At 57.5% G+C, this 15063-nt stretch carries 11 protein-coding genes and 4 pseudogenes; 9 read left to right on the forward strand and 6 right to left on the reverse strand.

Annotated features, from left to right (window positions below; genetic code table 11):
• Positions 1-176: 176 nt before the first annotated feature.
• The 5 genes and pseudogenes from AWB69_RS50980 (at position 177) to AWB69_RS39105 (ending at position 5395) form a co-directional block, all read left to right on the forward strand.
• Positions 177-326, forward strand: a complete 150-nt coding sequence (locus tag AWB69_RS50980; RefSeq protein WP_407923078.1) for a GYD domain-containing protein — start codon at positions 177-179, stop codon at positions 324-326.
• Between the two features lie 532 nt (positions 327-858).
• Complete coding sequence (locus AWB69_RS39090) at positions 859-1569, forward strand: FadR/GntR family transcriptional regulator (RefSeq protein ID WP_062092137.1); 711 nt, start codon at positions 859-861, stop codon at positions 1567-1569.
• Between the two features lie 322 nt (positions 1570-1891).
• Positions 1892-3220: an MFS transporter gene (locus AWB69_RS39095; protein ID WP_062092138.1), complete on the forward strand. Its 1329-nt coding sequence runs from the start codon at positions 1892-1894 to the stop codon at positions 3218-3220.
• Between the two features lie 40 nt (positions 3221-3260).
• Positions 3261-4547, forward strand: coding sequence for an alpha-hydroxy acid oxidase (locus AWB69_RS39100; protein ID WP_063978000.1), 1287 nt, complete (start codon positions 3261-3263; stop codon positions 4545-4547).
• 145 nt (positions 4548-4692) lie between these two features.
• Positions 4693-5395 (forward strand): annotated as a pseudogene (locus AWB69_RS39105) (ribonuclease activity regulator RraA).
• Positions 5396-5651: 256 nt separating this feature from the next.
• On the opposite strand, the gene AWB69_RS39110 reads toward AWB69_RS39105, so the two are convergent.
• The gene (locus AWB69_RS39110; RefSeq protein ID WP_062092139.1) at positions 5652-6383 is read right to left on the reverse strand and encodes a FadR/GntR family transcriptional regulator; all 732 of its coding nucleotides are present in this window, start codon (positions 6381-6383) and stop codon (positions 5652-5654) included.
• A gap of 125 nt (positions 6384-6508) precedes the next feature.
• On the opposite strand from AWB69_RS39110, the gene AWB69_RS39115 reads away from it, so the two are divergent.
• The 3 genes and pseudogenes from AWB69_RS39115 to AWB69_RS51125 all read left to right on the forward strand — a co-directional run.
• Positions 6509-7642, forward strand: a complete 1134-nt coding sequence (locus AWB69_RS39115; RefSeq protein ID WP_062092140.1) for a mandelate racemase/muconate lactonizing enzyme family protein — start codon at positions 6509-6511, stop codon at positions 7640-7642.
• A 113-nt stretch (positions 7643-7755) separates the two neighbouring features.
• On the forward strand, positions 7756-9018 hold the full coding sequence (locus tag AWB69_RS39120; RefSeq protein ID WP_197500420.1) for an MFS transporter: 1263 nt from the start codon (positions 7756-7758) through the stop codon (positions 9016-9018).
• A gap of 144 nt (positions 9019-9162) precedes the next feature.
• Positions 9163-9252, forward strand: a pseudogene (locus tag AWB69_RS51125) (IS6 family transposase); the annotation flags it as partial.
• 482 nt (positions 9253-9734) lie between these two features.
• Here AWB69_RS51125 and AWB69_RS46430 read toward each other — a convergent pair.
• The 5 genes and pseudogenes from AWB69_RS46430 to AWB69_RS49950 form a co-directional block, all read right to left on the reverse strand.
• Positions 9735-9971, reverse strand: coding sequence for an NAD(P)-dependent oxidoreductase (locus AWB69_RS46430; RefSeq protein ID WP_075644068.1), 237 nt, complete (start codon positions 9969-9971; stop codon positions 9735-9737).
• Between the two features lie 160 nt (positions 9972-10131).
• Entirely contained in the window at positions 10132-10506 is a 375-nt protein-coding gene (locus AWB69_RS49945) for an NAD(P)-dependent oxidoreductase (protein ID WP_331712712.1), read from the reverse strand.
• A 186-nt stretch (positions 10507-10692) separates the two neighbouring features.
• Positions 10693-12483 (reverse strand): methyl-accepting chemotaxis protein, encoded by a 1791-nt coding sequence (locus AWB69_RS39130; protein ID WP_062092142.1) that lies wholly within the window; start codon positions 12481-12483, stop codon positions 10693-10695.
• 866 nt (positions 12484-13349) lie between these two features.
• On the reverse strand, positions 13350-13772 hold the full coding sequence (locus AWB69_RS39135) for an NUDIX hydrolase (protein WP_062092143.1): 423 nt from the start codon (positions 13770-13772) through the stop codon (positions 13350-13352).
• A gap of 504 nt (positions 13773-14276) precedes the next feature.
• Positions 14277-14717: pseudogene (locus tag AWB69_RS49950) on the reverse strand (tyrosine-type recombinase/integrase); the annotation flags it as partial.
• 85 nt (positions 14718-14802) lie between these two features.
• Between AWB69_RS49950 and AWB69_RS49955 the strand changes: the two are divergent.
• Positions 14803-15000 (forward strand): annotated as a pseudogene (locus AWB69_RS49955) (hypothetical protein); the annotation flags it as partial.
• Between the last annotated feature and the right edge of the window lie 63 nt (positions 15001-15063).

The raw sequence follows: 15063 nt of genomic DNA on the forward strand, positions 1-15063 counted from the left end.
CGTGCTAATCGTAAAGGGAATCGTCAAGACGACTTGCTGTATGTGGTTCTTGCACAATTCACCGATCAAGGTTTACGCAACATCAAAAACAGCCGACAGCGGGCCGGTCAAGCGTCGGAGTAGGGCAAGACCTTTCGCTGTGAAATGAAAGAGATCTCCTGGACGGAGGGGCAAATATGACATTGTTACGCGTCATCGACGCACCGGATGAGCAAAGCTTCGCGGCATTCGGCTATTCGCTCGGGTCCGAAGGCAATGTCCGTACGCATACGCGCCGAGCGTTCATGAAGGACGAATACAGCGCGATTATCGGCAAACTTCCATAAAAAGCCACCATTCGGCACGCGAGTCGTGTCTTTGCGCGACTCTGTCTCAGGGGGCACACAACTTCCAACTCACAGAAGGAGGGTTCTCTTGTGCGGCTAATATCGTGGCCCGCCCGATACGTCTCGGGCAAAGGCCGCTTGCAAAGACGCAGTCTGAGTCTATTCCTAGTATTGCTTCGACACGATAGCGGCAGCCGACTTGGGGAAAGCAATGACTACACCAACAGGCCCACCTGAAGGTGCGTATCCAGTATCTGCGAGTGTCAAAAAAATCGAACCCAGGCCTTGACTCTCGAGGGAGGTCCTTGCAAACAACATCGGTTGAGATGAAGTACCGCTTTGCTATCGCTTCCATTCGAGTCAATGCACCGTAGTTGACGCGGTACGTTCAAAGACGAAAACTGAGGGACATTCATTAGCGCCGCACACAGGAATTGCTTTCGCTCGCCATTTTCTGACAAAACCTGCGAAACTTGTTTGGCGCAACTTGAATGATCCATTTTTCTCGGCGATCCACTGATGGGACCGATATATGTTGGTGGTTGAACGACCTAATTCGTTAGTAGATGGAGTAGTCAAGGCCATTCGTGCCGAGATCGCCGGAGGCCGGTTTGCGGCTGCCTCGCGCTTGCCGACCGAACAGCAACTCGCGGAGCAGCTCGACGTCAGCCGTTCTGTCGTGCGTGAGGCAGTTTCGCAGCTGAAGGCTGATGGTGTGCTGACGGTCAGGCGGGGATCGGGCTCCTATGTCTCGTCCAATCCAGCTGGCACTGTCTTCCGCCTTCCTCAGGACACCGGCAGCAAGTTGCATTATCCGCAGCTCTTTGAAATGCGCCTTTGGATAGAGACCCAGGCAGCGAGAGCTGCGGCGTGGCGCCGATCGAAAGATGACCTCAAGAGAATGAGCCAGGCGCTCAAGCAGATGCAAGTCAAGAGAAAGGAACTAGACGCCGCTGCGGCTGCGGCGGCTGATATTGATTTTCATCGCGCCATCCTTGCAGCAACCAAAAACGATTACTTCGTCGCTTTCCACGACTTTCTAAGCGCTCAGCTAGCGGCCGAACGACGTTTGGCATGGGGTACGGGCGGGACGGACGAAGCGCAGCTGGAGCACCGCGAGCTGTATGACGCGATCGCGAACCAGGACGACGTTTCAGCGGCGCTGGCCGCCGAACGACATCTTCGGAACGCGGCTCAGCGCATGGGTATCAAGTTGCCTGACGCCGGCGAACGTACGGCCTAGTTGGAAGCCTAAGGGTCAAATTTCGCAATTCGCGAATGGCCCTAGGGTGAAACAATTAGTCTGACAACCTGATGTTTTGCGTGTATTGTTCGGATATCTTTTTGAACTCAACGGACGATCAATCATGGTGCGCGGGAGGAGGCCGGCCGCGGTTGTTGTCAGAGCACCGGTTAATACGCAACCGTCCTCTGGTGTCTATCGCCTGATGTCCGGGGAGAGATGAAGGCTGGAGCACCCCACAAAACCACTATCACTAAAACAAGCAGATGCGCCGTGCGCCCGAAGCGCCCCCCGCTATTGCATAAAGGATTGGAGACGAGACATGAACCGCGCGAACAGTGGAGTGGATGACGAACGGGTCTTGGAATCTGCGGTATCGAAGGTGAAGCGGCACGTGCTGCCGCTATTTATCGTGATGTTCATGGTGAATTACATTGACCGGGTCAACATCAGCTTTATCCGCCCGCATCTCCAGGCCGATCTCGGTATTGGCGCGGCGGCCTATGGCCTGGGGGCAGGCTTATTCTTCCTGACCTACTCGTTGCTTGAGGTTCCCTCGAATGTCCTGATGCAAAGGTACGGTGCTCGGGTGTGGCTGACTCGTATCATGGCGACGTGGGGTGTGGTGTCCATCCTCATGGCGTTCATTCAAAACGAGATGCAGTTTTACATCGTGCGTATCTTGCTGGGAGCGGCCGAAGCGGGCTTCTTTCCGGGCGTGCTTTATTACTTCACCCAATGGCTCCCGGATGGTGCGCGCGGCAAGGCCGTCGCACTATTTCTCAGCGGATCGGCGCTATCGTCCATTGTTTCGGGTCCCTTATCTGGCGCATTGCTGCAGCTCCACGGCTTGAATCTGCACGGCTGGCAGTGGTTGTTCCTCATCGAGGGCGCCGGTTCGACGCTCCTGAGCGGATTCGTATGGTTCTGGCTGGTGTCGCGGCCAGGCGAGGCAAAATGGCTGAGCGCTGACGAGAAGAGGGTGCTTGTCGGTTGCATCAAGGAAGAAAACAGCAGTCGCGACGCTTACCGATCGATCCATGTGTCCGCATTTAAGCTGCTTCGCGACCCGCAGATTGTCCTCTTTTGCTTTCTCTACTTCTGCATTCAGTTGACCATCTACGCGGCCCTGTTCTGGTTGCCGGGCGTCATCCGCACCATGGGCCACGGCCTGGGGGATTTCCAGGTCGGTCTGTTGAATTCGGTCCCATGGCTGATTTCGATTGTTGCGATGTACATCTACGCGGCGTTGGCTGCGCGATGGCGCTTCCAGCAAGCATGGGTGGCGTCGGCGCTGATCGTCGCGGCGATTGGCCTGTATTTTTCGACCACCAGTTTGCCCATCTTTGCTTTCATCTCCATCTGTTTCGCGGCGATCGGGTTCAAGGCAGCGTCTTCGCTGTTCTGGCCAATTCCGCAGGGCTATCTTGATCCGCGCATTTCAGCCGCCGTGATCGCATTGATCAACTCGGTCGGCAACCTTGGCGGGTTCGTCGCACCCGCCACTTTCGGTTTTCTCGAACAGCATACGGGTTCGATCAAAGGTGGCCTGTATGGTCTTGCAGCTACATCCGTCATCTCTGGCCTGTTGGTGTTCTTCGCGCGCCTGACGCCGAAAGAGGCGCCAGCGACGCTCGTCACGAACGAATAACGGGCCCCTTACCAATTCTAAACACCACCGCTGTCGAAATATGACCAAGCAACTCAAGGATGCGTCAAACAAGATGCGTGACATTCTGTCATTGGCAGACTTCGAGCGCATCGCAAAAAAGCGCTTGCCGCGTCCGCTCTTCGGATACATCTCCGGCGCTACGGAAGACAATGCGTCGCTCGATGACAATCGCGACGCATTCAACGAACTCGGCTTTGTTCCCCGGGTCCTGAGGGACGTGTCCGGGCGAAGCCAGAGCATCGAGCTGTTCGGCGTGCGCTACGAGGCGCCAATCGGCATCTCCCCCATGGGCATTAGTTCGTTGTCGGGGTATCGAGGCGATCTTACGCAGGCACAAGGTGCCCAGGCATGCGGCGTTCCAATGATCTTAAGCGGCGCCTCGCTCATTCGCATGGAGGACGTGGTTCGGGCAGCTCCGGGTACGTGGTTCCAGGCATACATGCCAAGAACGCTGGAGGAGATTGGTGGTCTCGTCGCGAGAGTGCTTGCAGCAAGAGTGACGACGCTTGTTGTTACGGTAGATTCAGCCGTGGTCCCGAACCGGGAGAATAATGCTCGCAATGGCTTCAAGACTCCGTTGCGGCCAAATCTTTCCCTGCTCTGCGATGGCCTTACTCATCCAACATGGTCGCTTTTCACTTTCCTGCGAACGATGATTCGACATGGCATGCCGTACTTCGAAAATGCCGGTGCCACGCGAGGCGAGCCGCTCTTGTCGCGTCGGGCCAACCGTGACTTCAGTGGCCGCGAGCACCTTGACTGGAACGCGATCCGCGCAATCCGCGGGCAATGGAAGGGCCCGTTAGTGCTCAAGGGAATCACGCATCCCAACGACGCAGCGACCGCACGAGACCTGGGCGTTGACGGCATCATCGTGTCCAATCACGGAGGACGTCAGTTGGACGGCACAGTATCGCCAATGAGGATGCTCCCTCATGTGGTCAAGGCGTGCAAGGGTATGCCCGTCATGATCGATAGCGGCTTCAGGCGAGGCACCGACGTGTTGAAAGCCATCGCGCTTGGCGCGAAGTGTGCATTTATCGGGCGACCATTTAACTACGCGGCAACCATTGCCGGTCAGGCGGGTGTCGAGCACGCGATAGCCTTGCTTAAGGCCGAGATTCGCGCTGACATGGGACTTCTCGGCGTGAATAGTCTCGATGAGCTCGGACCGGAGTTCCTGCGGCTGAAGCGCTTCCACCTCGACGATCTCGTCGTGCCTGCGAGGCAGTCCGCCATTGTGGAAGAGAGCGAGAGCCGGGGGGCTGCACGGACGTTACCGCACAATTCGGCGATGGTCCCATAGCTGGCGAAAATTGCGGCGTGGGATGCGAACTTCGCCTCCGCGCGGTCCGGAAAAAGAAGCCTGCTGCGTTGAGTTGGGGCGGACGCGATCGTTCACCTCGGCTGCGCTACAGGCGGTCGAAGAATGTAAAACCAAAGAGGAAAAAATGTCGGAGATTTCGAGCAGCACGCTTCAAATGTTCAAGCGTATAAGCACCGCTACCATAGCGACCGCACTCTACAAGCGAGGCTTTAGGCAGCAATAACCGCTCGCACCGCTCAAGGAAAGCATGGTTGGCCCGGCATTCACGTTACGGTATATGCCGGCACGTGAAGACCTGAACAAGCTGGAAGTCTTCCGCGATCCAGAGCATCCGTAGCGCAAGGCCGTTGAGACATGTCCGACGGGCGCCGTGCTCGTGATGGACAGCCGTAACGATCCGCGCGCAGCATCGGCGGGTTCGATTTTGGTGTCGCGCCTGATGATGAGGAACGTGGCCGGCGTAGTAACCGATGGGGGTTTTCGCGACGCGTCGGAAATCGCCACACTGGCGATTCCTGCTTTTCACCAGCGTCCGTCGGCGCCGACCAATCTTACTTTGCATCAGGCTATCGACATCAACGTGCCGGTCGGCTGCGGTGGGGCGCCTGTTTTTCCCGAAGACGTGATCGTGGGAGATAACGATGGTGTCATCGTCGTTCACGCGCATCTCGCCGACGAGATTGCTGTGGAGGCACTGAAATGACGGCCTTCGAGGACTTCGTTGGCGAACAGGTTCTTGGGGGCGTTCGATCATTGTTCTCTATCCGGCATCGCACGCACAGACGCTGGTCGACTTCGATGCCTGGCGCAAAGCGAATGGCCGCTGATTTTCCGCAGAAGATGAGTTAGCGAAATACGTCGACATTTATTCGTAGCGGGCGCAGTGGCTCCTTCGGTTTTGCGCGCTGATGAGATAGCACTGGTCCCTGTGAATGAGATGTCTCAGCTCGAAGTAAGCGCGCTTCGGCAGCGACATGCTTCGCGTTGTTGCCCGCGATTCTCCACCAAGCAAAGTGGTTTTTGCCAGAAACAAACGAGCCAGTGACGCTAGTCACGTCGTTAGTCTTCGCGGTCAACGCCAAACTAACGTAGCGTTGAGACCTCGCTTTTGTTGCGCGCGCGTCTGCGCTCCGTATCGTCGAGATGAACCTGCATTGCACGGGCTGCCGCTTCTGCTTTGCCGGCAAGAATAGCCTTGAGAATCGCGGCATGCAGCGGCAAGGAAACCTGGTGGTTCTCGTCTTGACGTTTGTTAGTGATCCGCAGCGATGCGGCGAGCGTCGTGCGAATGGCTTGCACGATCGGCAGCAAAAACTGATTTCCGCTTGCCTCAAGGATCGCCGTGTGGAATTGAAGATCTGCCGTCACGAACGCTTCGACGTCGTCCCCGGAGGTCTCCATTCCGACATAGGCCGCCTTGATGCGGTCGCGCTCTTGCGGACCCGCGCGTTGCGCAGCAAGTGCCGCTGCTGCTGGCTCGACGATCCTACGCACCTCCATCAATTGTTGCAGGGCGGCGTCTGCAACGTCAGAGCTTTCATGCCACTCGAGCAGGGAACGATCGAGCTGACTCCACTCCGAGCGCGGGCACACGGTGGTTCCCCGCCGCTGACGCGAGTCCACCAGTCCCTTGGCTGAAAGTACTTGCAACGCTTCTCGCAGGACGGTCCGGCTGACGTTGTAATGCGCGAGCAACTCACCCTCGTTCGGAAGGACGTCGCCCGGCTGCCGTTCCCCGCGCACGATGCCACGCCCCAGGTCGTCGACCAACTGATCGCGCAGATTCCGTTTGAATGGGTGGTTCAAAAAAGTCATACTTTATGCTAGCATTTAAAAGTCATATTATATGGTAACAGATCGCGATGCCGTCATCATTGGCGTCGCCTGATCCATTTGGCGCCTGGCTTCCAGCCGGGCCGTGAAAAATTCCTAGTCGAAATATGAAGATAACAAGTGTCCGCACCCACGTCCTCGAGGCCAGACTCTCCGAGCCATTCGCGTATTCCCGTGCGTGGTACGACACGCGGATGGCGATGATAGTCGAGATCGAGACAGACGACGGTCTCGTCGGATGGGGCGAGTGTTATGGCCCGGCGTGGATAACGGCAACTGTCGTCAAGAGCATGACGCCATTGCTGATCGGCATGGATCCGCTGCGGACCGATGCGCTTTGGCAGGAACTCTATGCCAGATTCCGCGATCACGGACAGAAGGGCGTCGTTATCGAGGGACTGAGCGGTATTGATATTGCACTTTGGGACATCAAGGGCAAGCACTTCGGCGTCCCCGCTTATCAACTGATGGGGGGCCCGCTTCGCACGAATGTTCAAGCCTACGCGACCGGTTTGTACCGGCGCAGCTCAGGCGATCCGGTCCAGTATCTGGCCGAAGAAGCCGCTGGATACGTTGCTCAAGGATTCAAGGCGGTCAAGCTTAAGGTGGGCTTCGGTGTTGAGGAAGACGCAGCGGTGACACGCGCCGTGCGCGCGGCGATCGGCCCCGACGTCGCCTTGATGGTCGATGCAAATCACGCCTACGATGCGGTCGCCGCGATCCGTCTCGGCAAGATGATCGAGGAGCACGACATCGGATGGTTCGAGGAGCCGGTGCCTCCGGAAGATCTGACCGGCTACCGGCAGGTGAAAGCCGCTCTTTCGATCCCGATCGCGGGCGGAGAGTGCGAATTTACGCGCTTTGGCTTTCGCGACCTGCTCGTATCCCGGGCGCTGGACATCATTCAACCGGACACTTGCGCTGCGGGAGGATTGTCCGAATGCAAAAAGATCGCCGACATGGCGGTGGCATTCGGCATGCGTTACAACCCGCACGTCTGGGGAACGGGGGTGGCGATCGCCGCGTCGCTGCAGTTGCTCGCCGTGCTGCCGCCGCACACACCGCCTTCACTCGCGGCGACTGAGCCGATGCTGGAACTCGACCGAACCGAGCATCCGATCCGCATGGCATTGCTGACCCAGCCGATCGAACATGTCGGCGGCATCGTTCAGATTCCAGACGGGCCAGGTTTGGGAATCGAGATCGACAGGGAGATGTTGACCCGATTTGCCGCTCGTTGACCGCTTCAAGGCGACGCCCTCGATATCGAGGAACGGCGACAGACATCAATGTCCCGCGTGCCGAGCTTGCGCCGGGTTGTGGCAAAAAAACAAACGAAGTGGAGGAGATGACAATGATGCAATCAAGATGGTGGAGCATCGGCGGATCGCTGATGGTCGGGCTTTTCGTGGCTTATCTTGACCGTACCACGCTATCGGTCGGGCTTCCGTCCGTGGCGCGGGATCTCGGTTTCGCGGGGGATCGCTTTGCTGTGACGGCCAGTTGGGCGTTGACGATCTTCCTGGTCGGATACGCCGTCGCCAACGTTTTGGGCGGCATCCTGACCCGAAAGTACGATCCGAAAACAGTGGTGATCTGGAGCTTCGCAATCTGGTCACTGGCGACTGTAATCGTAGGATTCACGGATTCCCTGGCCGTCTTGCTAGGCTGCCGATTCATCCTTGGCATTGCGGAGGGTGTCTACTGGCCGCAGCAGTCTCGATTCGCCAAGGCCTGGTTCGCGCCCGACGAGCGCACCAAGGCGAATGCCATTGTCCAGTACTACGGACAATTCATTGCGCTCGCAGTAGGCTTCATGATTCTGACGCCCATCTACAATGCGTTTGGCTGGCGGATCATGTTTTTCCTGATGGGCGGCATCGGTTTGGTCGGCATCGTGCCGCTCTATATTGCCAAACTAAGACCAGAGTCGGAGGCGCCATACCGCGCGATCGCTCCGACGCAGGCCACTATACCGAGGCTCACACTGACCGCTTTGGGCGGATATCCCTTCCTGTTGTTGCTACTCAGTTACATTACCCAGGGAATGTTGTTCTGGGGCGTGACGTTGTGGATCCCGCTTGCCGTGCGATCCGTGGGCTTTACCGGGACGTGCCAGGCCATCGCGAGCTCATTGCCCTATCTTGCCGCGGTGCTTCTCGCGTTGCCGATGTCTAGGATCAGTGACCGCACGGGGCGCCGCGTGCTTATTGCGGCGTTGGGCCTCCTCATCCCAGGCATCCTGATGATGTTATTGCCCGTAGTCGACAGCGGGTACGCGAAACTCGCGCTCATCACCGTAGCGCTTGGGTATTACGCCAGCAGCTATACTCCGAATATCTGGTCCATATTGCAGTCGACCATCGAGCCACAAGCGATCGGCCCGGCGTCCGGAATCATCAACGGTATCGGAGCCGGTGGCGGCGGCACGCTCGCGGGCTTTCTTGTCGGCGTGCTCTACAAGTCCACCGGCTCTTATATGTCCGGCTTCGTTGTGCTGGGAGCACTCGTGATCCTGGGTGGCATCGCGCTTCTCGCCTACGGCCGCATCCGGCCGGCGCGCTTAAGCACGCCGGCCCAGATCGAAACGGTACGAAGTGACGCGCAGACAGGCTGATCTGCAGGCGACATCGAGGCCACAAAAGATATTGCGCGACGCCTGCGGCTGTCGCTGGTGTCTGTGTCTGCACGATCGACATTGCCGCAACCCGCGCAAGCCGCAAAGTTTTTCTTTTCTCCATTGTTAAAAATTCACTCTTGGCTGCGCGCTTCACTCTATCGCAAACAACTCGCGGCGGGTTTCGTTGCCTGGCGCGAACTCACCGAAGTCACCCAAAACCCGTCCTACGCGTTCCGGGGGACGCTATTTCCTGCCGTCTTTCCGCCTCAGTCTCGACAAGTTGACAGAGCCCCTGAGGAGACCATCAAAGAAGCGATGTCCTATCTTTGCGTGCCCGGCCATGTCCGGATGCGTGCCGTCGGGCAAGTGACCGCGATCATCGGCACTCGGGAGTTCGAGTCCGAAAAGATACCGGATATTTCGGTCTCCACGATCTCGACGAATGTCCACGGCCTGAGACAACAGATTCCGCATTTCCACCAGCGTTAGCGCGTCGCTTTGAGCGACCTCTTCCGGGATCCACTTCAACGCGTTCGAGATGAACTGCGTTCGGCATCACTCGCCGGGACTCTGGAGTCATCCGCGAGACCGGTCGGCGCAATACAAGGACCTCGAGTACGAGACGGACCTCGCGAAGATCATCTCCTCCGCTAGCCTTGCGCAGAACGTCCGGTTTCATCAAGCCACCGAACGATGTTATGCACGGTATCGCTTTAGAAGGTGCGATACAACTCCATCGAAACGCAGCCTATATGAGGTGTCGCGAGCACATTGGGCGATTCGCGCAGATGTTGCGGATTGTCGAGCGGTTCGGCGTCGTATACGTCCATTGCGGCGCCGGCAATCTGACCGGTCGTGAGTGCCCCAAGTATTGCGACATGGTCGACGATCGGTCCCCTAGCCCTACCTTCGCATGGCGGAGCGCCGGATAGATGGTTTTCGCCAGGCATAAGTGGCAGAAAAGGCTGATAGGTTATACATGAAATAACTGAGGAGCCCACCTCTTCAGCTCGAAGACCTTGACTGCGCGGCGCTGCTCAGTCGTGAGCTCTGGCGCCAGCATCACCGTTGGCCGTCGTCCTGCGCCTCCGGTCGTGGTCCGCACCAACGTCACCTTGATTTCAGCCAGGCTTTCCAGACGTATTGATCGCCGGCTTGCAGGTTTCGTCTGCGCGAGTTCCGTCGTGCCGACCAAACCCTGGGTTCGCTCGCTAAGCCGCACGTGAATCGACAAGAAATCTGCGTGGAGAACAGTACATCTTTTCTGACTAGCTGCACGCCCTTTTCCGCGGCGCGCTTCGTGGGGAGGTTCTGACTCCAAGCGATGACGTTCATTCTGAATGGCCGCCCGATGATGCCGACAGCCGAGCCGACGTGGCCAAGACCAAGCAATCCGAGCGTCTTGCCCGCGAGCTCATCGCCAAGCGAGAGCTGCCAGCCGCTGGGAGCCCGCGAAGGGGCCGGCCAAAGGCGGACTCTCGTCACGGGCGCCAGATCCGCGACAGTCGCTAAATGAACGGACGCCTGGTCTGTCCACTGCAGGAAGCGGCGGATGCTGTCGGGAGGCTTGATCCGCTTGTTACCGCGAGTCTTCTTAGCTCGGTATCATCGACGTGGCATCAGGACTGCTCCAAGCCGATCACCGGCCTTTAGCCAGTTTTTTTCCGAATATTAGTCAATCTTGAATTGTCCGACCGCATTGGCCAGGTCATTCGCTTGACTTTGCAGCGTTGAGGCAGCGGCAGTAGATTCCTCAACAAGAGCGGCGTTTTGCTGCACCATCTCATCGAGTTGTGCGACGGCGCGGTTGACTTCCTGAATCCCCCGCGTCTGCTCGTCGGAAGCACCGGATATCTCTGCCATGATGGTCGTCACGCTGTTGACTGATCCCACGATCTCTTCCATCGTCGCGCCTGCTTGACGGACCTGCGCAGAGCCGGAGGCAACGCTGTCAACGGTTGCTTCGATCAGCACTTTGATCTCTTTGGCCGCCTGGGCGCTGCGCTGTGCCAGACTGCGCACCTCGCTCGCTACAACAGCGAAACCACGTCCCTGTTCGCCTGCGCGCGCTGCCTCCACTGCTGCATTCAGTGCGAGGATGTTCGTTTGAAAAGCAATGCCGTCGATGACGCCGATAATGTCGCCAATCTTGCTCGATGCGGTTTCAATCGACGCCATCGTACCGATCACGTCGGTGACAACTTCTCCGCCGCGCGCGGCGACGCTTGACGCAGACGATGACTTGCTGTTCGCCTGTTTCGCGGCGCTTGCCGAAAGAGTCACGGTGGAAGTGATCTCTTCCATGGACGCGGCCGTTTGCTGAAGGCTTGCCGCTGCCGCCTCCGTGCGACCGGACAAGTCAATGTTGCCCGTGGCGATCTCGTTGGCGGCGAGCCGCACAGATTCGCTGGTGTCGCGAATTTGTTTCATGACGACCAAGAGTTTATCGACGAATTGGTTGAAGGCACGCGAGATCTGCGCAACTTCGTCGCGGCCGTCGGCAGGAAGACGCGTCGTCAGGTCGCCAGATCCCGATCCGATCGCTTCCATGGCGTCGCGAACGGTCGCAAGGTGCTTGAGCGAGACCGTTGTGACCGCGCCCATGACGACGGCTGCGACTATTACGATGAGCACCAGCGCCATGACAGCACTCATGAGTTGCGAGCGCATGCCGGCGGTCGCTTCTGCTTCGTCGAGTGCGACCACAGCTTGCCAATCGGTTCCAGCAATCGGTGTGGCCTTCATCAGTTTTACTGCACCACCGACTTTAATGCGAACCGGAGTCCGCGCACCGATCAATGCGCCAAGGGAAAGATCGGGAGCGAGGTCGGTTACCGGCTTGCCGATCAACTTCGCGTCGGAATAGGCAATAATATTGCCGTTACCATCGAGCAGCATGCCAAAGCTTGCCGGTGTGGGATGGATCAAGTTGACGTTCGCACTTACAGTTTCCAGGCTGACATTGCCGCCGACGACCCCCTTAACACCTTCAACCTCGGCGGTAGGCGCTGCAAATGAGACCACTAGCTTACCGGTTGCCACGTCAACGAAGGGTTTGGTCACGAGGGGATTGCCGTTGGCAATAACTTCCTTGTACCAAGGGCGCGTAGTTGGATCATAGTCAGCGGGAATACCTTCGGGTGCCGAAAATTTCGCTGTCTTATCAGATCGCCCAACGTACACGTTGCTGAAATTACCCGCATGCATGATGTCGAGAAGCGATGGAAGCGGATCGGACGAGCTCGCGGATGTCTGCAAAGACTTGATCATCAGGGAACGTGTGGCGATCCAGTCGTTAATGCCGGCAACGTGGCCTGCAGACACGGCATCGAGATTTGCCGCAATGGCTTCGTCGTTATACGACTTCGCGACAAAATAATTGAGTGCTGCGTTGGCGAGCAGCGCGACGACGACGATGGTGAGGCAAGCGGCAAGAATGCGTGTGCGAATTGAAGCGAACATTGGGCATCTTAGTTAGTGTTATAGGGAACGGCTCCCTCTTCTTAACGGCGAACCCATCGGGAAATTTAGGGTTTCGACACGTTGTCCGGAAAAGAAACGTTCCTTGCGCTCGATGCATAGATGAGGCGTGACATTCCCGATTTTAATCATGGGACGTAAGGTAAGCCTAAGTATTACTCGTTAGCGTGTTTGCCTCCCAGGCGTTTTCGGCCCTTGGTGCAACGGCATGAACGACGCGAAAAACTCGCCTCTCTTTTTTTGCTTGATTTGCACAGCTGCGGGCGATGCGCCGGGCAGAGGAGACGACAGTGAACGCAGGCGGCTCATTGGTTTAAGTCGTCCCGCAGATAGCGATCGGACAAAGATCATTGCACCCACCTCAACTTTGCGCGCATGGTTGCATTCTTCTTGTTCGTTAATAGTTCCTCGCTGACGAGGCTTGAACGACCGTTAAGGAGAAATTTGAGTCTCTTACGAGTCGAGAACGGTCCCACGAAGGCAACGAGCGGCGTCAGCTACGATACGTAGACCGGTAAATATGGGTGGTCAATTGCGACCTGTCATTGCATTAACAGTAATGGAGACGGCTTGCAAAGTCTCTTTGACGGGAGAGTCACGAAGTCAACAAGTCATCGACAACGCGGCGCCCCGCGCTATAGCCGCTCTTGAGCGCATCGTTTTCGCTGGTAAATGACTTGCCTTGTGATTCACCAAAGCGAAGTGGGGAGAAGACGGCGACTGCGGCTCCGATTCTGCTGATTGTCACTATCGCCACACGCTGGGCGGCGCACCGCTCGCGTCCTTCTGACTGCGGTCGCTCTCAACGGCGACCGCAATGGCGAATCCCTGGTACTGGTAAATGTGGCTCATGGTGTTACCCGGTCCACGTGCTGCAATGGCTGCCGTACGTTGTCAGGTCCCAGAACGCCAATGTGCTTGAAGAAAAGCTCCACAATTCCGCGAGTTGGAACACTGGCGGAAAGCGTCGTTATTTTGACGGGAGCGAACCACTTGCACTTCGCAATCTCGTTGCTGGGCTGTGCGGTTGTATGTTGTGCGACGTCAGCGAAGAGGACGTTGTGCAGCGTGTTGAAGCCGCTAAACTGGAAAAGGTACATTAGCTCGTTAGCGACGAGCATGGTTTCTTCTTCCAATTCACGCAACGCAGCTTCATGGGGCGCTTCGCCCCGACGAATTCTTCCGCCCGGCAGCGCCCATCGTGATCTTTCCCTGGCGACGAGCAGAATGCGGTTACCTCGAACACACAGAACGGTGGCCCTGTCCTTCATCCTCGCCCCCGTCAGTTAGTCGATTGAGCTTTGCGCAGGCCGACGTTGATACAACGCCGACTGCCGACAAAGGGCTCATTGTAAGTCTTGTCTAAAACGGCGGGCGCGCATTAGAGGAGTGCCATCTGCCCAAAAATCTGGATGCAGCCAGTTCCGCGTCGCAGGTGATCCTTCCCTTCTTTCACAGCGGAGTAAGCTAAAGTCAGTTCGCTTTTGACGGGGAGAACAGGGAATGAAAAAGCGTTCGGCACTTGAGATCTGTTTGCCGCTTGCCCTGTTCGTTGCGGCCTGCACCTCGTCGCTTCCAACCCTGCTGATTGCTATCGCCTGGATGACGATTGGCGTTATATCGCTAGGGCACCGCACACTCGAGAGCTTCTCGACAGATGGAATCCGCCGGGTGTGGCTCCGAGGGTTCCGGGGAGCGTGCCTGATGTTCTACCACCTTGCCTGGTGGCCCTAGTATCTGCAGACCCCTCTTCGAGACAGCGCTGATCGAATCGGAAGGTGCCTGTTGCGCGCGTAGTGTTCCTGCTCGCGCACGGTATCACGGGGCATCGCGTCGATCGAGGTTTTGACGGCCTGCCAGAGATCGTCCTCGAGGAATCGCGTCACGCGCGGCTTCGCCTTTCGCGCACGCTGACGCGACAGGGAGAGTGGATTGCCGGCCAGGTAACCCGCGTTGACCAGCTAGGCGAACAGGGTATTCACAATGACAAACGCCTGTCGCTGGCTGCTGGGGGAGAGCGGTCCCGCGAACGGCCGCCAGTGCGGATCCGCGCGGGCCACCTTACGGCCGGTCATGACCCAGCGTTGTGCCGGCTGCAGGTCTGCCAGAAACCGCTGGTAGAGCAGCAGGTCTTCGTGGGTGAGCGAGGAGAGCGGTTTGCGCAGTTCGGTGATCGACCACAGCAGCAAGCGTTCAGACTCCTTGCGGTAGGTGTCCGTAAACCGAAATAATTTTGTCAATTCGAAAACCATGCCAGTCCTGACTGATCCGGACTGCACGGATTCTGATCGACATTTATATTTGCAGTCCGAACGAAATAAAGTCGTCAATTCGCATTTTGCCACCCCAGCAATCGAGGAGTTCTACGAACTGGTCGCGCGATGTCTGCGCTACCGGGTCATGGGTGCGCTCATCTACGGGCCGTCGCGCATTGGCAAGACTCGGGCGATCGAATACGTGCGGCTGCTTATTGCACGCAACTATCCTAGTACAACATCCCGTAAATAGGTTTAATAATTATCTGGCTGCAAATAAGGCTCCAGGAGCGTAACGACGAGTTGA

The organism is Caballeronia udeis, from assembly GCF_001544555.2.
Lineage (GTDB): Bacteria > Pseudomonadota > Gammaproteobacteria > Burkholderiales > Burkholderiaceae > Caballeronia > Caballeronia udeis.